Here is a 21,392-nt window from a genome sequence, read left to right on the forward strand (position 1 = left end):
TTACTTGGTCTCCATCGGCGTGGCGTTGCGCCCGCGCAGCACGATATCGAAGCGGTAGCAGAGCGCCCATTCCGGCTTGGTGTTTTCGAGATCGAACGACGAGATCATCCGCGCCCGCGCCTTCTCATCGGTCACCGAATTGAAGATCGGATCGAACGGAAACAGCGGGTCGCCGGGAAAATACATCTGCGTGACCAGCCGCGAGACGAAGGAGGGGCCGAACACCGAGAAGTGGATATGGGCGGGCCGCCAGGCATTGTGGTGATTGCCCCAGGGATAGGCGCCGGGCTTGATGGTGATGAACTTATAGTAGCCCTTGGCGTCGCTCTGGGTTCGGCCGGCGCCGGTGAAGTTCGGATCGAGCGGCGCCGGATGCTGGTCGACGACATGGATGTAGCGGCCGCAGGCATTGGCCTGCCAGATCTCGACCAGCGTATTAGGCACGCCGCGGCCATCCTCGTCGAGAATGTAGCCGTGCACGATGATGCGCTCGCCGAGCGGCTCGTCCTTGGCCTGGATCGTGAGATCGTTGTCGTGCGCGCGTACCGTCTCGTGGCCATAGACCGGGCCGGTCAGTTCCGACAGCGTATGCCGCATCGGGATCAGCGGCTTGGTCGGCGCGCGCTTGATCGCGCTCCGGTACGCGGGAGACAAATGCGCGGGGTGGATGCGATTCGAAGCGACCGGATAGATCAACGTCATGGGCTTTCTCCAGACCCCATTGCAGCCGTGGCCTGTGTCACCGCACGTCAGGCTGGCGCCTTGAAATCGTAGGAGATGCGGCCCGCCGGCAGATAAAACAGGGCGATCACCGCGCCACCCCTGACCTCCGGATAATGCCGGCTGCCGGGATCCGGCGCCGTCCAGCCCGGCCCCTGCCAGCCCTGCAGCCCCTTCAGCTGCGCACCTTTGTCGAGGGGAACGACAAGGTTGAGCTCGCCATAGGGATGACCGTGATATTGCCCGCGCAGCACGTCATGATCGTCCTCGTCCTTGAAGCGGCGCGGATCGGCACTGTTCATGTAAACCGCGGTGATGCTGAACTGGAATGTTTCGGGGACCGGCTCAACGATGCGGCTGCGCCGATAGTTCGGGCCGTCCACCTCCTGGTTCGCCGCCCACCCCTCCTCGACTCCCATTTTGATGAGACGAGCGAGATCCTGGTAGAGCGCGCTGTCCTCTCCATAAGTCTCGTTGAGCCATCGCTCCATCGCCGCACTCGGCGTCATGTCCTTGACCTCGCGCAGAAACGGAATACTGCGTTCGATAAGCTGTTCACGGCTTCCCATGATTGTCTCCTGTTCTATTCCTCGAAACCCTTGAAGGAGGCGAACGCCTCCACATCTGCGCGGGGCATCAGCCGCTCCCTCGCCTGCTCCTTGGGGTGACCCATCGAAATCCCGCAGGCCACCATTTGCTCGGCAGGGATCGACAACAGCGGACGCAGTATTCGGTGGTACCTGGCGAAGGTTTCCTGCGGACAGGATTGCAGCCCTCGTCCCACCGCTGCCAGCATCACGTTCTGGATGAACATGCCGAGATCGAGCCAGCTTCCCATCGCCAGGCGGCGATCGATTGTAACGATCAATCCAACCGGTGCACCGAAGAACGCGAAGTTCTTTGCGGTCTGCCTGCTCCTCGCCGCACCGTCGCTCTGCGCGATTCCGAGCGAGCCATAGAACAATCGCCCGAACTCCTGGCGACGACCAAGATACGGCTCGGGAAACTCGCTGGCGTAGTATTGATATTCGGAGACGTGCTCGTTCGGCTCCTTCTCATACGCGTGCAGAAGCGCAGCCGACACCTCGGCCTTGGCGGCGCCCGCCAGCACGTAGACGTGCCAGGGCTGAATGTTTGCGCCACTCGGCGCAAACCGCGCCACGCGCAGGATTTGCTCGATGGTCGAGCGTGAGACCGGACTGCCGGAGAACTCACGGCACGAGAGACGGGCAGCGATCACTTCATCGATCGGATTGCGCGGAGCTCCACACGCCACGCCGCGGTCGATCACGGCTTCTCCACAAGCGGGCATCCGCTGTCCTCCATCGGTCTGAAGGCCTCATCTCCCGGGATGGCGGCCAGCAGCTGGTAGTAGTCGAACTGGTACTTCGACTCCTCCGGAGATTTGACGCGGAAGAGATACATGTCGCGGACCAGCCGGCCGTCCGGACGGATCTTGCCGTTACGGGTCATGAAATCGTTCACCGGCAATTCGCGCATCTTGGCAGCAACGGCCGGTCCGTCCAGCGTATTGGCGGCAGCGATCGCCTTGAGATAGTGCATGACCGCACCATAGGTGCCGGCATGGATCATGGTGGGCACCTTCTTGGTCTTTTCGATGAAGCGCTTCGACCACGCGCGCGTTTCATCATTGAGGTCCCAGTAGAACGCCGAACTGAGCATCAGGCCTTGCGCGCTCTGCAGCCCGAGGCCGTGAATATCGGCGATGAAGACGATCAGGCCGGCAAGCTTTTGCCCGCGCGTCACGCCGAACTCGCCCGCCTGCTTCACCGCGTTGATGAAATCGCCGCCGGCGTCGGCGAGCGCGATCACGTCCGCTTTGGAGGCTTGCGCCTGCAGCAGGAACGACGAGAAATCGGGCGTATTGATTGGATGCTTGACCGCGCCGATGACCTTGCCGCCCATGGCATCCACCTTGCGGCTGTCGGCCTCGAGCTGCGCGCCGAGCGAATAATCGGCCGAAACGAAGAACCAGGACTTGGCGCCGAGGCGCGAAATCGCCTTCGTCGTCCCCTGCGACAGCGCATAGGTATCGTAGGTCCAATGGATGCCGGTCGGCGAGCACTCGTCGCCGGTCAATCGGGACGTCGCCGCGCCGGTGGCGAGAAACAGCTTCTTCTTGTCGCGCGTGATACCCTGCACTGCCAGCGCGACCGCAGAATTCGGGACGTCGAGGATGGCCTCGACATTCTCGTTCTCCAGCCAACGCCGAGCAATCGCCGAGCCGATATCCGCCTTGTTCTGGTGATCGCCGGCGACGATCTCGATCGGGCGTCCGAGCACCTTGCCCTTGAAATCGTCAACCGCCATCTGCGCCGCAACGACCGAACCCTGGCCGCCATTGTCGGCGTAGAGCGACGACATGTCGGTCAGCACGCCGAGCCTGATCGGCCCGTTCTGTGCAATCGCCGACGTCGCCACCGTCACGAGTGTCAGAGCCAGTCCGAACGATTTATATGCGCCGCTTCGAGCCAATCTCACCCAGGCCTTCATCGTTTTCCTCCTCCCAACCCCGTGGCGGTAATCTTGGCCAGAACGGCGCGTTGCGGAAGTGAAAGTCTTGCAGGGTGATCTTGAACCGGCTTCAGATGGCCGGTGGTGACGGCACGGCAATGCGCTGTTGTCGAATCCGATCAGTTGCATTCGGCGAACGCTTGGCCTTAACTGCACGCGATCGCCCAATCTTGCCAAGGCGCACGATCCGCACCAGACGAGACCCTCAGCGTGTCGGTTTCCTTCAAAACCCTGGACCTGAACCTGCTCAAGGTGTTCGACGCGGTCATGGAGGAGCGCAGCGTGCTGCGGGCCAGCCAGAAAGTCGCGCTGAGCCAGTCCGCCGTCAGCCACTCGCTCGCGCGGCTGCGCGAGATGCTGGATGACGAACTGTTCGTCCGCACTGCCACCGGCATGCAGCCGACGGCGCGCGCGTTGACGATGGCCCCGCAGGTTCGCCAGGCGCTGCGATCGCTGGAGGCTGCGGTCGAACTGCCGACCTTCGTTCCGGCGGTCTCGACCAAGCCGTTCACGCTCGCGGCCAACGATTTCACGACGATGGTGCTGGCGCCGCCGCTGTTGAAGATATTGAGCCGGGAGGCTCCGGCGATCGACCTCACGATCAAGCCGGTGACGCGGATCGATCTTGCCGAGCAGATCGACCTCGGCCGCATCGACGTCGCCATCGGCGTGTTCTCGTCGCCGCCGAACCGCCTTCGCACGGCACTGCTGTTCGAATATGACGACGTGTTGATCGTCGGCAGAAAGCGCAAGCTTGGCCGGCTCGACAAGGCAAAGCTTGCGACCTTGCCGCTGGTTGTTGTCTCCTTTGGCGGAGGGCAGGAAGGCGCGATCGGCGGCTACATCTCCGAACGCGGGCTCGCCAGACGTTCGGAGATGTACGACCGCCCCGCGCTTGAACGGGCGCTGTCCGACAGCGACCGGCCGCCGCGGATCGCGGTTTCGCTGCCGCATTTCCTTGCCTTGCCCGCGCTGCTGGTCGATTCCGAACTGGCGGCCATCGTTCCGCGGCCGCTGGCGCGCGTGCTCGAGCAAGCGCATGCGATCACGACCCATGAACTGCCCTACAGCACGACGCCCGTGGAGGTGCGGATGCTGTGGCACGAACGCGTCGAGGACGAGCCGTCACACGAATGGCTGCACGAGGTGCTTCGGCGCGCGACCGAAGAACTCAGGCGCGGGCGTTAGTTTGCCGACTACACCTCAGCCGCAATCACCGGCCGGCGCTTTATCGCGCGGCCATGGTGCCCGAGCCAATGGCGCCGAGCTTGACTAGCCGATATCTATCGTTGCGGACAAAAGCGACTTCGAAACACCGCACGCTGCCGGAAACTCGAATTCCTGCACGGATCAGTAGATAATTGATGAACAAGGGCGATCCAACGTCTCTCGCTCGGCGCGGAAACCCGTCGTAGTCCGGATGCGTGATTGGGCTTGCGACCCCGCCTTTGACGGTCCAGGAGGTCATTCAGCAGTTCGTTCGCATCAGTGAAGCGCCGCGCCATGGCTGCGAGTCGGATCAGTACTCGTAGCAGGGGGTCAGCCTGGTCCCTCAGAGGTGCGTCTTTCGGCATCGATGTTACGCAACGAACGCCTTGCGCTCGCGTGGCTTCGATTGCGAAGGATTTTCCAAGGCATCAATAACGACCAGTTATCCAACTGATAACCACGCGTGGACTCTAACCCGCGCGGGCCCTCGCCCTAAACTGCCGCCATTAGCCGGAGCCGAATCCTTCGGCGAACGGGGGCGGCAGTATTTGGAGAACTTCGATGACGTCGTTGAGGTCAGTTGGAATCGCCGCGCTCAGCGCAACGGCGTTATCCGCTGGTATGGGCCCGGCTTACGCGCAGTCCGCGGGGAACAACGAGGAGATCGCGGCGCTAAAGCAGCAGGTGCGCGTGATGGAGGAGAAGCTCAACAAGCTTCAGAAGCAAGGCAACGCCAATGCCGTCGCCGCGGCCGCCGCGAACGCCAACGCGAGGGCAGCGGACGTAAAGGCCGCGCGGGTCGCAAGCAGCAATGCGGCTATGCCGCGCAAGGGGCCGGTCGCGCCCTCCAACGTCCTGATGACGATGCCGAACAACCGACCGACGATCTGCACCGCGGACAACGCGAATTGCATTGCCATTACCAGTCGCGTGCACTGGGACTTGGGCGGCTACGACTACCACCCCAACGCCGCCGCGACGTCGCCGCAGAAGCTCGACAGCGGCGAGAACTTGCGCCGCGCGCGCATTGGCATCGTCGGCAAGTTCTTCGGCGACTGGAACTACGCGCTCATTTACGACTTCGGAGGCACGTCCGACGGCTTTGGCGGCGCGGCGGCCGGCTCCCTACCGGGCGGCGGCGTGTCGGGCGTCGAGAATGCTTACCTGAGCTACACGGGCCTCAAGCCGTTCGGCGGTAAGATGGCCATCGAGGCCGGCATCATGGACGTTCCCTACACGCTCGATGAAGCCACGAGCTCCAACGACATCCTGTTCATGGAGCGCTCGTCCGCCCAGGTCATCGCGGTCAACACAGCTGCCGGCGACTTCCGCTCCGCGGCTGGCACGCGCTGGTACAACGACGTGCTCTGGATCGGCGGTTATGTCACGGGCCCGTCGACCGGCGCGATCCATTCCGCCTCGAGCGGGTCGCCGGCCGGTACCTCCGAGCAATATGGCGCAGTCGGCCGCGTCGCGGGCCAAGTCGTCAGCGGCAAGGATTACTCGATCCATCTCGGTGCTGATGCGGAGTGGCTGATCCAGCCGCCGCGCAATCCGGTCGCGAATACACAGACGCTCACGCTGAGCGATCGACCGGAATTGCGCCTCGATCCGACCACGCTGGTCTCCACCGGCGCGATCGCCAATGCGTCCGGCGCGCAGGTCTACAGCGTCGAAGCGGCGGCGACCTATGGACCTCTCATCCTGCAGGGCGAGTACTTCTGGTACAATGTCGATCGCGGTGCGAACACCAGCATCCTGCCGACCGGCTTGCCGAGCGTGAAATTCCAGGGAGGCTATGCCCAGGCCGGCTACGTGCTGACGGGTGAGAGCCGGACATACAACGCGGCGAGCGCCGCCTACAACGGTGTCAAGCCGGCGCATCCGTTCTCGCTCGACGGCGGCGGCTGGGGCGCGTGGGAGATCGCGGGACGCTTCTCGACGATCGACCTCAACGACCAGCTTGCAACCCGGACCGGCATCGCCGGTGGGCGGCAGACCGTCTACACACTTGCGCTCAACTGGTACGTCAACGGCAACGTCCGCTTCATGCTGGACTACTTGCACGGCGACATCACAAAGCAGATCAGCGCCGTCAATGGTGGCGACGCCGGCGCAAGATTCGACGCCGTGGCCATGCGGACCCAAGTGACGTTCTAACGCCCGGAACCTGTCGGACGACTGGACGCCGGCATGACAGCGTCGGCGCTCCGCAGAGCGAGGACGCATCGTGTTTAGGACAGGTCTCAAAGACGGGTGCTCCCTGGTCGACCTTCGGTTTGCATTCCGAGCTCGCAAAAATGCACTTGGATTGCCAAACGTGGAGCACCCCCGTTAGATCGACGACTGCAACGGAACGCCCACTCGCTTCCGGGGTTGCGGATGATCTCCACAGCCGCCGCCATGGCGGCCAAACTCCGGCGAAGGAAATCACCTCTCGCCATGAACTCGATGAACGGTCGTTATTACCGCACTGCTCGGCGTGATGCCGCCGCGGCCTGCGCAACTTGCGTCGATTTACGAATGGCAGAGACGACTGTCGCAGCAGTATTCCCCGCTCCTATAGAAATTATATCTGCCGTTTATTGGAAAACTTCGTCCCGCGCTGCGATCAATGGGTGCATTGTCGCAGAAGAAGATGCGCTGAATCTACCGCATCGGCTGACTTGATCCTGCGAATAACCTCAATGAGTGGGTATTCGTCGGCTCATCGTTCGCTCCCAACGCGCTCAAGAGGCATCCATGGCTTTCACGTTGAAGATCAACGGCACACCCCATGAGGTCGATGTCGACGGCGACATTCCGCTTTTGTGGGTGCTACGCGACGTGCTCGGCATGACCGGGACCAAGTTCGGCTGCGGCCAGGCGCTGTGCGGCGCCTGCACCGTGCATCTCGACGGCCAGCCGGTCCGCTCCTGCCAGACGCCGGTCGACAGCGTCGGCGACGGCGCGGTCACCACGATCGAGGCGATCGGCCAGGCGCCACAGGGCGCGGCCTTGCAGAAGGCGTGGCTGGAGCTGGAGGTGGTGCAGTGCGGCTACTGCCAGTCCGGCCAGATCATGTCGGCGGCGGCGCTGCTGAAGAACACGCCGAAGCCGACGGATGACGACATCGACGCCGCCATGTCGGGCAATGTCTGCCGATGCGGCACCTATCACCGCATCCGCGCTGCGATCAAGCACGCTGCAGGAGTTTGAGATCATGGATGGGCTTATTCTGAGGGAGCAGATTGCCGATGAAACAGCGATGTCGCGGCGCGCCTTTCTTCAGGGCACAGGTTTGCTGCTTGGTTTTGCGCTAACCGGTGCAAGCACGAAGTCTGTCTTCGCGGCGCCCGCTTCGCAGGTGGTCGAAAACGAGGTCACGGGTACTTTCGCGCCGAACGGATTTATACGGATCAATCCAACCGGCGCCGTGACCCTGGTCATTCCGATGATCGAGATGGGACAGGGGGTTTACACGTCGCTCTCGATGCTTCTCGCTGAAGAACTGGAAGTGAAGCTTGATCAGATTCAGGTTCAGCATGCGCCGCCAAATCATGCGCTTTACGTCAACTCGATCATAGGCATTCAAAATACAGGTGGTTCCGCCTCTGTCCGTGCCTTCTGGACACCACTGCGTCAGGCAGGGGCAGTGGGTCGTAGTCTGCTGATCGCGGCAGCCGCAAAGCGCTGGAATGTCGATCCGGCGACTTGCCGCGCCAAGGACGGCGTCGTGTTCGATGCATCAGGCTCGAAGCATCTGAGCTACGGCGAACTTGCGAAGGCCGCGGCGAAATTGCCAGTACCGCCTGCGGCAAACGTCAAATTGAAGGATCCAAAGGATTTCACCCTGATCGGCACGCGTGCTAAGCGCGTGGATTCAGCAATAAAGGTAGATGGGCGCGCGCTCTACGGCATCGATACGCGACTGCCGGGTATGAAGATTGCGGCGGTTGCTATTTCGCCCGTGCTCGGCGGAAAAACGAAAACGATGGACGAGACGGCCGCGCTGGCAGTGAAGGGCGTTCGGCAAGTGGTCAATATCGATGAAGCTGTTGCCATCGTAGCGGATCACATGGGTGCGGCGAAGAAGGGGCTCGAGGCCGCCAACATCACGTGGGACGACGGGCCGAACGGCAAAGTCAGCAACGCCGATATCGTCAAGCAGTTGGAGGAGGACTCCAAAAAGCCGGGGGCTATTGCCCGTAACGTCGGTGATGTGCGGAAGGCACTTGCGGAGGCAGCGCAAAGGGTTGACGCCATCTATCAAGTGCCTTTCCTGGCCCATGCGGCGATGGAGCCGATGAACTGTACCGTTCATCTGCAGAAGGATCGTTGCGACATTTGGGTCGGGACACAGGCGCCTACGATCACGCAGTCGCAGGTGGCCGAACTCACGGGCCTGCCAAAGGATGCGATCAAAATTCACAATCATCTGATTGGCGGCGGTTTCGGCCGAAGGCTGGAAGCTGATGGCACGATCCTCGCCGTCAAGATTGCCAAGCACGTAGATGGCCCGGTGAAGGTGATCTGGAGCCGGGAGGAAGACATCCAGCACGATATGTATCGGCCGTACTATCTCGATCGGCTGTCGGCCGGACTTGATGCGGCCGGCGAGCCGATTGCCTGGACGCATCGGATCGCCGGCTCCTCAGTCATGGCTCGCTATTATCCCCCTTACTTCAAGGACGGATTGGACCCCGATGCCGTAGAAGCGGCGGCCGAGCCGCCCTATTCACTGCCCAATATCCGCGTTGACTTTGTCCGGGTCGAGGCCCCTGGTGTCCGGACGTCTTGGTGGCGCGGTGTCGGGCCGACTCACAATGTTTTTGTGGTCGAAAGCTTCATAGATGAGCTCGCGCATGCCGCGAAGCAGGATCCCGTCGCTTATCGCACGGGATTGCTTGGCCATAATCCGCGAGCGCTTGCTGTTCTGTCGCTTGCCGCGGAAAAAGCAGGGTGGGGATCCCCACTTCCCGCGCGGCATGGCCGCGGGATTTCGGTACAATTCGCATACGGAAGCTACACGTCGCAGGTCGCCGAGGTCGAAGTGGCGCCCGACGGCTCTGTCAAAGTCAAGCGGATCGTCTGTGTGATTGATTGCGGCATGTACGTCAATCCCGATACGATCGAAGCACAGGTTCAGGGTGGAACGCTTTTCGGGCTGACCGCCGCGCTCCATGGCTCGATCACCTTCAAGGATGGACGCGTCGAGCAGAGCAATTTCGACACGTATCTGCCGATGCGTATCGACGAGGTGCCGCTGGTGGAGACGCACTTGATCAAGAACGCAGAAGCTCCAGGTGGCATTGGTGAAGCTCCGACAGCTATTGTCAGTGCGGCGGTCACCAATGCGATCTTCGCTGCGACCGGCAAGCGTGTGCGCAGCCTGCCAATCGATACAAATTCGCTGAAGTCGTCGTCTTAGTCCTTGCCTGTCATCCCGCGCGCGTCGCAGCGCGCACGAGATGACGGTCCGGGACTAAAGCCCCCGAGCATAACGGCTATGGGAGCGTTCGTCGTCTCCGCTCGGAAAAACTCGCCTCTCAGAAGGACGCCGTCTCGGGTTGTAAACTCGATCCGCTTCGAAGCTGCAATGTGGGCTCCCTAGATAGTGCCGGCAAGCGAACCACGACCTGGTCCGTTCAGTGCCCCAATTTCGTCTCGAGACGTCGCGAGACTCGATTGGCGAGAGACGAAGTGGCTCAGTACAACTTTGTGGCTTGCCCGCAGCACGCTGCGTGAGGGCGTCGAAAACCTTATTGTTGTCAGCTTCGATCTGAAGGCGGCTCAGGATTGATCTGCAAGAATTTCACTTCCATACTACGGTGTTCTGATCATGATTGCACCATTTGGGTTCGGGAAGACGGTCAGTCAGTGGCGCGAACGAGCATGGCGACGCCCTCGCTGATCTTCGGAGAACGGGCTTCGGAGCACTATCGGCACCGATAGCCGAGCAGTAAAGGGCTACTACAGTCATGCACACTTCGAAAGCGGTTCCAACACAGGCTCTCTTCGGGCAGAACGTTTCGCTGGCCACGGGCTCCACTGTCAAATTGTCTACAACGGACCTCGACAACTTGATGCAGGCGCTCGACATCGATGTCATCGCGCTGACTGAGATTCTTGTGCCGCACGGTCATAGAGTCGAAATGGGAATGATTGACGCACCCGGGATCCACTACAACTTGAGTGGCGTGGGTCGCATATCGATCAATGGCGGACCCGAGATGCCGTTGAGCCCTCATTTGCTCATTATCGTGCCGCCAAACACTCCATTCACGATCGAGGTCGACGGTGGAAGTGGCCCACCGAAGCTCGTTTCGAGAGACTGCTGGACTCGTCAAGACGGCATTCTCCGCGTCGCAGTGCCGAATGAGAAACCCGAAATCGTTCAGATATGCGGCTTTTTTAATGCATCCTTTGGTCAGTCTGTGAGGCTGTTCGGAGAACTCCGCGAACCAGTGATCGAGCAGTTCGAGCCAGCGGACAAGATCGATCTGAAGCTTCGCGAGGCTATGGACGAGCTGCTACAGCAAGAGGTTGGCGTTGGAGCCATGACAGCATCTCTGCTCAAGCAAATTGTTGTCTCATTGGTGCGACGGTCCCTCAGGTCATCCCAGCGTTGGACTGAGCGATTCTCGATACTTGCCGACAGGCAGGTCACTCGTGCTTTTGCAGATATGGTGGCGCGGCCAGGAGCCGCCCATTCAGTTCAAAGCTTGGCACATAGTGCAGGATTGAGTCGTTCGGCGTTCATGGCGCGATTCTCGGACATCTTTGGACAATCCCCAATGGTCGTCCTGCGAGACTTGAGAATGCGCCAGGCTGCGATCAATTTGACGACAACGACGATGTCGATCGACGTCATTGCTCATAATGCGGGGTACGAGAGCCGTTCAAGTTTTGTGCGAGCTTTTCGAAAGGCGTACAATCGAGATCCGAGCGACTATCGGCGGATAGCGAAGGAGGGCAAAGCCCAGAAGGATATCTAAGAACGACGTGTGATCTGATGGTAGAATCTATGCACTCTACAATGGATACCCTAAGCATCCTAGATGGAGTGTCTGGTAGATTGGACGTGTCCGGTCAAAGCACTCCTTGTTTACCGACGCCGCTCGCAACATTTCGCTTCAAGTTGGCCGCGGCGAAGGCGTAACCCCCGGAAGCACCGTCAACGAAGTGCACGTGATTAGCTCGCGTGGGTGATGGGACAAAGCACGTAAGATTTGCAGCCAACTGTCGATGGGTTCCAAAAAAACATGCGCCTCGTCGCTGAGCCTCTTCCAAGCGTGCGTCTACGACGTCAGCGAGCTCGGATGAGCAGTCCACTGTCATACGTAGGCCGTCATCGAATTTTCGGTAGTCTGTATTCTCCACAAGCTCTTGTCGGAACTTAGCTTCATGAAAGCCACCAACAGGGATTCCCAGTAGGGTGCCCACCCGCGCCGGAACAGCGCGCAAGCACTTCGCAGCCCAAGCCGCAAAGGGCATCTTCCGGCTGCCTTTCTTGATGGCATGATCAAGACGGTCGCCGGTCCATGCGGGCTGCGGGCCTTCGGCAGGCAATGGATGTAGGCCGGGTTCATCTGAACGGAGCGTCCGCAGGAGCTCCTGTATGAGTTCCACGAATGAAGTCGGATCATGGCGCGGAACGACGATAAGAGACAAGATAACGCCGCGCTTGGTACTGATCGGCGCGAATCGGCACGAAAGACCTGTAAGGTCAGCCGTTACTCCTATGGGCGCGCGCGGGACAGTGTAGCCCCCTTGCTTGAGTTCGCGCTCGGCCCAGGCAAGTCCTCCGCCGGCGAACATCGCGTAGGTGACATTCGAAGAGGGCGCGAAGCGGGCCACCAGAACGTCCAACTGCTGAGCGCGAATGTCCGCGATAGGAATGACCGCAATGCGCAACGTGAGACCCAATGCGTCTTCAGCCCAAGCGGCGGTTCTTGCCAACGTATCCTTGATGATGGACGAATGGGCGCCGGGCGCGGCGAAGCTCGCGCCATCTCCTCCGAACGTGGACGGAAACTGTAGGTCGGGTAGTGCATTGCTGACGGCAGCAAGAACCGCCGCACCGGCCGTATTCACCTCGCGGTACCGTCCTTGTTCAATAGCTTCAGTCGACTGGCTGACATCCGTAACGGCGATGATCCAGTCATTAGGTAGAGGGCGATACCGATCTCGCCGCACTACGTCATCAAAAGAGTCGAAGGGCACAAGCGCCTCATAGAAGCGGTCGCCCTTGGCCTCTTGGTCAATCTTTACCCGGAAAAGACCGACTTCGAAAGCTGGCTCTGATCCATCCGCCGTCATGTGCTCTCTCCCTTCGGTCGTCGTCGGAGCTCAGAGTGGGCCACTACCTCAGCGACACACGCTTCGAGCATGACGTAGCGCGCACTACCCATCGGCGCTATGCCACCGCGATCCCGACGGACGACTGGACGCACAATTTGGATTCGCGGTTAGCACGGCGCCGCCACGCCGCTCTGGCGGCGGACTGCGGAAGCAGTGGCCTGAAACGCTGGAACGTGAACTTGCGCCTCAATACTGAGGAACAAATCGGGCGAGTGGACAGTGAACAGCTTGATTCGAGCGTCACACGCGATCCTTGACATCGTCCACCCTTCAGCGTTCCTCGACTTTGAGCGGTTCTGCTCCACGGGCTTCCCTGTGGGCGCTCCGATTGAATCCTTCACGGCGTTAAGGGGCGGCGTTCGCCAAACTGCCAATCCAACAGAACGTGTCTAAGGTCAAAGCCCAACAGGATTAACGTCTCCTCTGTCCTTCAGCAGGGAGATTTCCTGCAGAGAACGTAGGCGGTCACCGAGATTCGCGAGTTGGCGTGCGATCGGGTTAAGCTCTCCTGGTCGTCTCAAACAGGAACCATGTGCGACGTTCCGCTTCGTCGATCCAGTTTTCGATCAGGCTGGCTGTGGCGACCTCGCCATGCTCGTCGCAGACATTGTGGGCCTGACGCATGCGCTGGGTGAGCGCCAAATTGTCTTCCTTCAGCTCGGCCAGCATGTCTTCGGGTGTGACGAAATCCGCATCATTGTCCCCGATATGCTTCACCCTGGCGATGTGGCCGATCGAGCGGATTGTTGTGCCGCCGATCTTGCGGGCTCTTTCGGCGATTTCGTCCGTCATCGCGAAGATCTGCTCGGCCTGCTCGTCGAGAAGGAGGTGATAATCCCGGAAATGCGGGCCTGATATGTGCCAATGGAAGTTCTTGGTCTTGACGTAAAGCGCGAACACGTCTGCCAGAAGCGCCGTGAGGGCGGCCGAAATATCCTTGGTGGCATTGGAGCCGAGATTGGTCGGCGTGTCGAGCGGTGCCTCGCGGCGCTTTCTCGCATCTTCTAGACTCATTTTGATCCCTTTCTTGTTGATGCAGTCTTGCTGTTAGCCGGGGAATGGCTCTGAACAAGCAGGTTTGCGAAACCGTGCCCTGGTGGCAGTGGGTCACGATCACGAGCACTCCACCCGACTATCCTTCCGACAAGAGCTCAGATGCCTTCCGCGCCGCTCCCCCCGACCGGCATTGGCGGGAGACCGCGGCCATCGCTGTCGCCGGCCGGAACTCCCTAGGTCCGCTTCAAATCCTCGACCAGCATCGCCGTGGCGTGGCGCGCAAGCGCTTGGGTCGGGGCGTTGGTGTTGCCGCTGGTGATGTTCGGCATGATCGAGGCGTCGATCACCCGGAGGCCGTCGACCCCGCGGACCCTGAGCCTTGCATCGACCACCGCTCGCGCGTCCCGGCCCATCCGGCACGTGCCGACCGGGTGCCACATGGTCGTCACCACACGCTTCACCCATTGGCTGATCTCGGCGTCTGACTGGATATGCGGGCCGGGATCCATCTCTTCCTCGATCACCGACGCCAATGACTCTTGTGCCATAACCTTGCGGACCGCGCGCACCGATTCCACCGCGGCCCTCAAGTCTTCCTCCTCGCCCATGAAGTTCGGGTTGATGAGGGGCATTGACGTCGGTTCGCTGTCGGCCAGCCGCACCCAGCCGCGGCTCTTGGGCTGAAGCACCACCGTTTCGAAGGTGACGCCCGAGCGGTCGCCTGCCGGGCCGAGTTGTTCGTTCAAAACGACCGGAGAGTGATAGCATTGGATCGTGGGGTCGGCGGTGAAGTCGGATGGATTCCAGTGGCTAACTGTCTCGATGCCATTGCCCGCCGCGGGGCCATCCTTGGTGATGAGGTAACGCAAGCCCGCCTTCACGGTGCCGAGGCCGTGCGCGGCAGCCTGGTAACCGAGATCGCCCTTTACGTAGGCGCGGACCGGCACCATCGGATGGTCATGGAGATTCTCGCCCACCTCCTGAGAATCCACGATCACCGCGATGCCATGCTGGCGAAGCTGCTCTGCTGGGCCGATGCCCGAGTGCATGAGGATTTTCGGGCTATGGACGGCGCCGGCAGACAGCACAACTTCGCCAGCCATGATCATCTCGTTGTCCATGAGCTCGACGCCAACGGCCCGCTTGTTCTCGACGAGGATCCGAACGACGGTCTTGCCGGTGAGCAGCGTCACGCGGCCGGAGGCGAGGTGCGGACGCAGGTAAGCGTCGACCGCGCTGCACCGCCGCGAATCTCCGACCGTCGATTGCACCGGCGACACGCCGATCTGGCTCTCGCCGTTATAGTCCGGATTGTACGGGACGCCATATTCCTGGAAGGCCTTCAGGCAACACTGATTCAGCTTGTTGATGCCCTTGGGCAACTGGACCGCCAGACCACCATTGATACCGTGATATGCGTCGTGGAAGGTGTCGTTGCGTTCCTGCGCCATGAAGACGGGAAGCAGGTCTTCGTACGACCATTTTCCGGTATCGCCGACAGCGTCCTGCCACGCGGCGTAGTCGCGTATCTGACCGCGGACGTAGCACATCGCGTTGATCGACGAGCCACCGCCGAGCACCTTGCCTGAGCGATATGCTCGCTTAGTGCCGTGCTGAGGAATCGTCTCGTATTTCCAGACATGCCGGTCGTGAACCAGTATATTAGCGAAGCCGGCGGGAATGTGGATGAATGGATCGCGATCCATGTCGCCCGCTTCGATCAGCGCGATCGACGCATCGGTGTGTTCGGCGAGATAACTCGCAACGACGCAGCCGGCCGCCCCCGCGCCAACAATGACAATATCATATGCTTCCTGGGACATCAGTGTCTGTCTCTATCGAACTATTTGTATCGTTCAACCAACAACCGGAGCTGGCGCAGATGAGTGCGCACTCACCGTTTTGCGCGAGAGCTCGGTAGGTCCGTTCAGATCCTCGACCATCATCGCCGTGGCGTGGCGCGCGAGCGCCTGGGTCGGGGCGTTGGTATTGCCGCTGGTGATGTTCGGCATGATAGAGGCGTCGATCACCCGGAGGCCGTTGACCCCGCGGACCCTGAGCCTCGCGTCAACTACCGCTTGCGCATCCTGGCCCATCCGGCAGGTGCCGACCGGGTGAAACATCGTCGTCACGGCGCGCTTCACCCATTCGCCGATCTCTGCGTCCGATTCGATATGCGGGCCGGGATCTATTTCTTCCTCGATCACCGGCGCCAACGACTCCTGCGCCATAACCTTGCGGACCGCGCGCACTGATTCCACCGCGGCTCTCAAGTCTTCGTCCTCGCCCATGAAGTTCGGGTTGATGAGCGGCATCGACGTCGGGTTGCCGTCGGTCAACCGTACCCAGCCACGGCTCTTGGGCTGAAGCACCACGAGTTCGAAAGTGACGCCGGAGCGGTTCCCAGTCGGGCTGACTCCGCCGGTCGCGATGATAGGCACGTGATAACATTGGATCGTGGGGTCGGCGGAGAAGTCGGACGGATTCCAGTGGGAAACCGTCTCGATACCGTTGCCCGCAGCGGGGCCGTCCTTGGTCACAAAGTAGCGCAGGCCCGCCTTGACGCTGCCGAGGCCGTGCGCGGCAGCCTGGTAGCCCAGATCGCCCTTCACGTAGGCGCGGACCGGCACGATCGCGTGGTCGTGGAGATTTTCGCCCACCTCCGGAGATTCGACGATCACCGCGATGCCGTGCTGGCGAAGCTGCTCGGCCGGACCGATACCCGAGTGCATGAGGATCGTCGGGCTATTGACGGACCCGGCCGACAGCACAACCTCGCCGGCCATGATCATCTCGCTATCCACGAGTTCGACGCCGACAGCCCGCTTGTTCTCGATGAGAACGCGGATGACAGTCTTGCCCGTGATAAGGGCCACTCGGCCGGACTCCAGATGCGGACGCAGATACGCGTCGACCGCGCTGCACCGCCGCTGATGTCCGACTGTTGACTGCACCGGCGAGACGCCGATTTGGCTCTCGCCGTTATAGTCGGGATTATAGGGAAGCCCATACTCCTGGAAGGCTTTAAGGCAGTATTGATTCAGCTCGTTGATGCCCTTGGGCTGCTGCACCGCCAGGCCGCCGCCGATGCCGTGATATTTGTCGTGGAAAGCATCGTTGTGTTCCTGCGCCTTAAAGACGGGAAGCAGGTCTTCATAAGACCATTTGCCGGTGTCACCGACCGCGTCCTGCCACGCCGCGTAGTCGCGTCTTTGACCGCGGACGTAGGCCATCGCGTTGATCGAGGAGCCGCCGCCGAGTACCTTGCCTGAGCGATATGCTCGCTTGGTGCCGTGCTGGGGCACCGTCTCGTATTTCCAGACATGCCGGTCGTGGGCCAGTATTTTGGCGAAGCCTGCGGGAATGTGGATGAGCGGATCGGTATCCGTGTCGCCCGCTTCGATCAGCGCGATCGACGCATCGGTGTGTTCGGCGAGATAACTCGCAACGACGCAGCCGGCCGCGCCAGCGCCGACAATCACAATGTCGTACCCCTCTGGAGACATCAGCTTCTTTCTCTTCCGCATCATTTATCGTTCAATCAACGCTCGTAGCCGACGGAACGCCATCGCGGCGCCTGATCTAGAGATCATTGGACCCTTGCTTTTGGAGAGTGAACTTGCCACGTCGGCGAGGGAAATCACCTCTCGCCATGGAGTCGATAGAAGATCGTTATCGTCGCTCGCCGCGCCGCATGATGCCGTATCGAGGAATGCCACTAGCCGCCACATCGCACCTCGAAACCGAGGTTTTATTTTCTTCAATTGCCTGAGACGAGATGGCGATCAACGAAGCTCCATACGTCCAGGAGCATTGCTTCGCTGATTCCTTCGCTATCGTTCACGAGATTCAATGGCCCCCCTCTTAAGCCAGTGATCGACGGAAATCCGTCCTGGTCCCCACGCCATGATACCGAGCGCCATTGCAGCCCAGGTAAGATGGATCGGCCAGCCGTCGGGCACGGTGAGCTCTACGATCAGTGTCATGAACAACAGCCCGAGTGCGGCGAAGCGGGTGCCGAAGCCGAGCACCAGCGCCATCGGAAACATGACCTCGCCGCAGCCGGAGAGGAATGCCATCACCGTCGGCACCGGAAAATGATAGGGGCCGCCCGGCAAATGCAACATGAACTCGCCAGTGAATAACGTCACCGCGGTGTCGCTGAGCTTGAAAAAACTAGCCCATTTCAGGATGCCGGACTTCCAGAACGGCGCCGCCAGCGCTGCGCGCATCACGAACTGCACGAAGGACGGCAACGCGATTGCCTGAACCTGGCGCTCGGCCTTGTCGACGCGGAGACCGAGCCGGAGGAAACCGGCGCTGATATGCCGATCAATGACCAACATGTTTCTCCGGAGCAACTGAAACGAAAGCGCCCGCCTGGATCAGGCCGGCGATGTTGGCGGCAAGGTCGAAAGACGCCGAAGATCGCAGTGCCGATGCAGCGGCCTCGCCGAGCGGGCGTCCGGCCGTTAGGCTCGTCAGGAACGCCGCGGCATCGTCGGGCAGATGCCGGACGACAACGTCGGTATCGGGGCGCGTGATCAGCGCATCTTCGGGTACGCTCGCATTAATCTGACCTGACGTGCCCTCGCCGCGATTGGCGGCAAATATTGTGACCGCCGAGAAGGACGAGCGCATGATCCGCGTGGCCGGATGCGCGACGAATACCGCCTCCACCAGCCGTTCGGGCGGGATCGCCGCCAGTGCGTCAACCGCGAGCGGCTCGGCGTCTGCCGCGTGATAGGCATCAAGCCAGGCGCGCTCGATCCGCGCGACGTCGGCGAGCCACGGCATGGCCTGTGCGTACTCGTAACTTTCGATCAGAGCCGGAAAGTCGCGGCCGTAGTCAAGCAGCAGCGGCGAAGTCGGCGGCGTGGCACGGACATGTTGACGCGCCATGGCGCGGAAGAATTCGACTCCGGTAATCCGCTGGACCGCGGGGAAGATTGCGGCCAGCGCATCAATCAAGCTGACCGTCACGTTGTTGCGATAGACGTTGTAGCGCCTGACTGCGCCCTTCCCCGCGGGACCACTGACAATCGTGGGCGTCGGGCGCCGAGGATTCACCAACGCCGATGCGAAGGCCGCCGCATAGCACAACGATTCCTGCTCAAGTGACTGCATGACGGACGTCTCGCTGATGGCGGTCGAGGATCGATTGCGCCGCCGCCGCTTCCGCCCTCAGATTCGGCCAATCCGGAATCTTGCTGTCCCATTCGATCAGGGTCGGAATCGGGCCGCAGCCCGCGATGATGGTCTCGTACAGCTTCCATACGGCGTCGGCGACCGGCCCGTCATGGCTGTCGATCAGGAGCGGCGCGCCCTCGTCATCGGCCTGCTCGGCATGACCGGCGAGATGAATCTCTCCGACAGCCGAGAGCGGGAAGTCGGCGAGATAGTCGCGGGCGGCGAAGCCGTGATTGGTGGCGGACACGAGCACGTTGTTGATGTCGAGCAGAAGACCGCACCCGGTGCGGCGCGAGACGGCGCGGATGAAGTCCGTCTCGCTCATGGTCGACTGGCGAAAAGCAACATAAGTCGACGGGTTTTCCAGCAGCAGCGGCCGGCGGATCGCCTCCTGTATCTCGTCGATATGATCGCAAACCCGCGCGAGCGTCGCTCCCGTATAGGGCAAGGGCAGCAGGTCGTTATAGAACGTGGTCTCGTGTGTTGACCAGGCGAGATGTTCCGAGATCAGCGCGGGCTCGTAGCGCTCGACCAGATGGCGGAAGCGCGCAAGATGCGTCTTGTCGAGCGGCTGCGGACCGCCGATCGACATGCAGACGCCGTGCAGCGATATAGGATGGTCGCGGCGCATGGCCTCTAGCACGCGATGCGGCGCGCCGCCGGCGCCCATATAATTCTCCGCGTGAACCTCGAAGAAGCCGCTCCATACGCCTTCCGCAAGAATCACGGCGAAATGCTCATGCTTGAAGCTGGTCCCGGCAAGCCCGTCAACTGAAAACGCGGGAAAGCGAAGAGGCATGTCGTCCACCGCGGTTGGGGCGATCGCCGCGTTCATGCCGTCTCTCCGCCTTCCTGATTACTCGTCGCCCCGGCTGCGCGGTCTAGACCGGCTTAAGCGAGCCAGTCTTGCCGTTCGGCAGCTGAATGCTGGTGCAGGTGCCACCCCGTACGAACTTCCACGCGTTGCTCTGGAAGTCGACGGTCGAAGTGCCCTGGCACGTCGTTCCGGGACCCGCGGCGCAATCGTTTTGGCCCTTCAGCGCAACGCCGAAGCACTTCTCCTTCTTGGCGGCGATCGCAGCATCGGTTTCCGCCTTGCTCAGGGGAGCGGCGGCGGCGACGGTCGCGAGCGCGGTCGACACGGCGCCAGCGAGCACGAGTGAACTGATCATCGTCTTCATTAATCTCTCCACAGGGGGGGTTTAATCGCGCCCGGAGAGTGGCCTTGCAAGGCCTGCTACGGAAATCACCTCTCGCCATAGAGTTGATAGACGATCGTTATTGTCGATCGAAGCGCGGCGTGATGCCATAGCGAGGAAGGTCACCAGCCGCATCGCACCTCGAAACCGCCGTTTTGTTTTCTTCATTGTCTGAGACGAGATGGCGGATCAGCGAATTTCCACGTGCCTCGATCCAGATTTCGCCGAGAAGCTGCAGGTCGCGCGCGAGCTGCGTCGGCAGGCATAACGAAAAGTGCTGGCAGTGAACGATTCTAAGCGTTTGACGCCGTGTTGGTGGCCGCGTTCATCCTTGCGGGCCGCGTGTCCACCCGGGCCGCCGTCGCCTAGCTGATCCGAACCCCGCACATACCCGCGATGATCGCGGCCGAGATAACGACGCTTATTGCGACACCCGCGCCCCAAAGACTATTTGCGGCGCGTTGATTGACGCCATGCGCGATCAGCACCACCCGCAAGCCAGACGCAAGGTGGCTCAGCACAAAAAATACTCCGAGCGCGTAGTGAGGCAAGAGGCGGATATTCCATGCGTCATGAATGAGCCCGGCCGGGGCTCCGATCGCGAAATTCCAATCGGTCGGTATACCGAGAAAGCTTCGAGCGTAGATGAATACCGAGTTCATATGCCCGAGGATGTACAGCGAGAGGTAGGCCCCCGAGCCGACCTGAAATGTCCGATGGAAATCCTGCGGGGCGGCACTCCAACGCCATGCCAGAAACAGACCAGTGCCGATCTGGAAAAGCATGGCCGCGACCAACAGCGGTTCACCTACGCCAGACCGGTAGACTGCGCGGCCGATCCTCATGACGGCCGCATGCGCGTCGGGGCCGATCAACCCAAACAAGTGATTGGCTAGATGGAACGCCACGTATAGGTACAAGACCGCCGCCGTCGTTCCGTGGACAATGCGCCAGCGCCCCACAGCCGGCCGCGCTGCAGCCGCGGGATTGCCGGCGGTCTGTGACCAAATCGCGATTGCGAGCCAAAGCACGCACCACACGAGTTCGTCTGGGATGGGGCTATGAATCAGGACCTGAACGACGCCAAGAAAGACAAAGAGCGTTGGGGTCGTCACGCCGGCATAGGCGAGCCGCCGCGCCGCTGGATCGGCGTCGGGCCGCCAAGCGAGCGCGAGCGCGAGAAACGGCACGACGAACGCT

General features: G+C 61.2%; 19 protein-coding genes. 6 read left to right on the forward strand and 13 right to left on the reverse strand.

Annotated features, from left to right (window positions below):
- Genes pcaH through MTX19_RS34950 form a run of 4 tightly spaced genes read right to left on the reverse strand, consistent with a single transcriptional unit; the run spans position 1 to position 3,234 of the window.
- Complete coding sequence (gene pcaH, locus MTX19_RS34935) at positions 1–702, reverse strand: protocatechuate 3,4-dioxygenase subunit beta (RefSeq protein WP_280981259.1); 702 nt, start codon at positions 700–702, stop codon at positions 1–3.
- A gap of 47 nt (positions 703–749) precedes the next feature.
- A complete protein-coding gene (locus tag MTX19_RS34940) occupies positions 750–1,289 on the reverse strand; it encodes a DUF4863 family protein (protein WP_280981260.1) in 540 nt (179 codons plus the stop codon).
- 14 nt (positions 1,290–1,303) lie between these two features.
- Positions 1,304–2,032, reverse strand: coding sequence for a nitroreductase (locus MTX19_RS34945; protein ID WP_280985696.1), 729 nt, complete (start codon positions 2,030–2,032; stop codon positions 1,304–1,306).
- Complete coding sequence (locus MTX19_RS34950; protein ID WP_280985697.1) at positions 2,008–3,234, reverse strand: ABC transporter substrate-binding protein; 1,227 nt, start codon at positions 3,232–3,234, stop codon at positions 2,008–2,010. Before MTX19_RS34950 ends, MTX19_RS34945 begins: the two co-directional genes overlap by 25 nt.
- Positions 3,235–3,465: 231 nt before the next feature.
- On the opposite strand from MTX19_RS34950, the gene MTX19_RS34955 reads away from it, so the two are divergent.
- From MTX19_RS34955 to MTX19_RS34975, 5 genes are all read left to right on the forward strand, one after another.
- Positions 3,466–4,443, forward strand: a complete 978-nt coding sequence (locus tag MTX19_RS34955; protein ID WP_280981263.1) for a LysR family transcriptional regulator — start codon at positions 3,466–3,468, stop codon at positions 4,441–4,443.
- 582 nt (positions 4,444–5,025) lie between these two features.
- On the forward strand, positions 5,026–6,624 hold the full coding sequence (locus tag MTX19_RS34960; protein WP_280981264.1) for an OprO/OprP family phosphate-selective porin: 1,599 nt from the start codon (positions 5,026–5,028) through the stop codon (positions 6,622–6,624).
- Positions 6,625–7,206: 582 nt separating this feature from the next.
- On the forward strand, positions 7,207–7,662 hold the full coding sequence (locus MTX19_RS34965) for a (2Fe-2S)-binding protein (protein WP_280981265.1): 456 nt from the start codon (positions 7,207–7,209) through the stop codon (positions 7,660–7,662).
- Positions 7,663–7,666: 4 nt separating this feature from the next.
- Complete coding sequence (locus tag MTX19_RS34970) at positions 7,667–9,874, forward strand: xanthine dehydrogenase family protein molybdopterin-binding subunit (protein WP_280981266.1); 2,208 nt, start codon at positions 7,667–7,669, stop codon at positions 9,872–9,874.
- A gap of 655 nt (positions 9,875–10,529) precedes the next feature.
- Positions 10,530–11,441, forward strand: coding sequence for an AraC family transcriptional regulator (locus MTX19_RS34975; RefSeq protein WP_280981267.1), 912 nt, complete (start codon positions 10,530–10,532; stop codon positions 11,439–11,441).
- A gap of 94 nt (positions 11,442–11,535) precedes the next feature.
- Here MTX19_RS34975 and MTX19_RS34980 read toward each other — a convergent pair whose 3' ends face one another.
- On the reverse strand, positions 11,536–12,765 hold the full coding sequence (locus MTX19_RS34980) for a DUF3095 domain-containing protein (protein WP_280981268.1): 1,230 nt from the start codon (positions 12,763–12,765) through the stop codon (positions 11,536–11,538).
- 35 nt (positions 12,766–12,800) lie between these two features.
- On the opposite strand from MTX19_RS34980, the gene MTX19_RS34985 reads away from it, so the two are divergent.
- Positions 12,801–13,064: a hypothetical protein gene (locus MTX19_RS34985; protein ID WP_280981269.1), complete on the forward strand. Its 264-nt coding sequence runs from the start codon at positions 12,801–12,803 to the stop codon at positions 13,062–13,064.
- Positions 13,065–13,305: 241 nt separating this feature from the next.
- Here MTX19_RS34985 and MTX19_RS34990 read toward each other — a convergent pair whose 3' ends face one another.
- The 8 genes from MTX19_RS34990 to MTX19_RS35025 form a co-directional block, all read right to left on the reverse strand.
- Positions 13,306–13,821 (reverse strand): DNA starvation/stationary phase protection protein, encoded by a 516-nt coding sequence (locus tag MTX19_RS34990; protein ID WP_280981270.1) that lies wholly within the window; start codon positions 13,819–13,821, stop codon positions 13,306–13,308.
- Positions 13,822–14,036: 215 nt separating this feature from the next.
- Positions 14,037–15,626 (reverse strand): GMC oxidoreductase, encoded by a 1,590-nt coding sequence (locus tag MTX19_RS34995; protein ID WP_280981271.1) that lies wholly within the window; start codon positions 15,624–15,626, stop codon positions 14,037–14,039.
- 33 nt (positions 15,627–15,659) lie between these two features.
- On the reverse strand, positions 15,660–17,333 hold the full coding sequence (locus tag MTX19_RS35000; protein WP_280981272.1) for a GMC family oxidoreductase N-terminal domain-containing protein: 1,674 nt from the start codon (positions 17,331–17,333) through the stop codon (positions 15,660–15,662).
- Positions 17,334–17,636: 303 nt separating this feature from the next.
- Positions 17,637–18,149 carry a DoxX family protein gene (locus MTX19_RS35005; protein ID WP_280981273.1) on the reverse strand — a complete coding sequence of 171 codons (513 nt, stop codon included), beginning with the start codon at positions 18,147–18,149 and terminating at the stop codon, positions 17,637–17,639.
- Positions 18,136–18,930, reverse strand: coding sequence for a DNA-binding domain-containing protein (locus tag MTX19_RS35010; protein WP_280981274.1), 795 nt, complete (start codon positions 18,928–18,930; stop codon positions 18,136–18,138). Before MTX19_RS35010 ends, MTX19_RS35005 begins: the two co-directional genes overlap by 14 nt.
- Entirely contained in the window at positions 18,917–19,828 is a 912-nt protein-coding gene (locus MTX19_RS35015; protein ID WP_280981275.1) for a DUF692 domain-containing protein, read from the reverse strand. Before MTX19_RS35015 ends, MTX19_RS35010 begins: the two co-directional genes overlap by 14 nt.
- 46 nt (positions 19,829–19,874) lie before the next feature.
- Positions 19,875–20,174: a DUF2282 domain-containing protein gene (locus tag MTX19_RS35020; RefSeq protein WP_280981276.1), complete on the reverse strand. Its 300-nt coding sequence runs from the start codon at positions 20,172–20,174 to the stop codon at positions 19,875–19,877.
- 383 nt (positions 20,175–20,557) lie between these two features.
- Positions 20,558–21,382 carry a hypothetical protein gene (locus MTX19_RS35025; protein WP_280981277.1) on the reverse strand — a complete coding sequence of 275 codons (825 nt, stop codon included), beginning with the start codon at positions 21,380–21,382 and terminating at the stop codon, positions 20,558–20,560.
- Between the last annotated feature and the right edge of the window lie 10 nt (positions 21,383–21,392).

It is taken from the genome of Bradyrhizobium sp. ISRA464 (assembly GCF_029910095.1).
Taxonomy (GTDB): Bacteria; Pseudomonadota; Alphaproteobacteria; order Rhizobiales; family Xanthobacteraceae; genus Bradyrhizobium.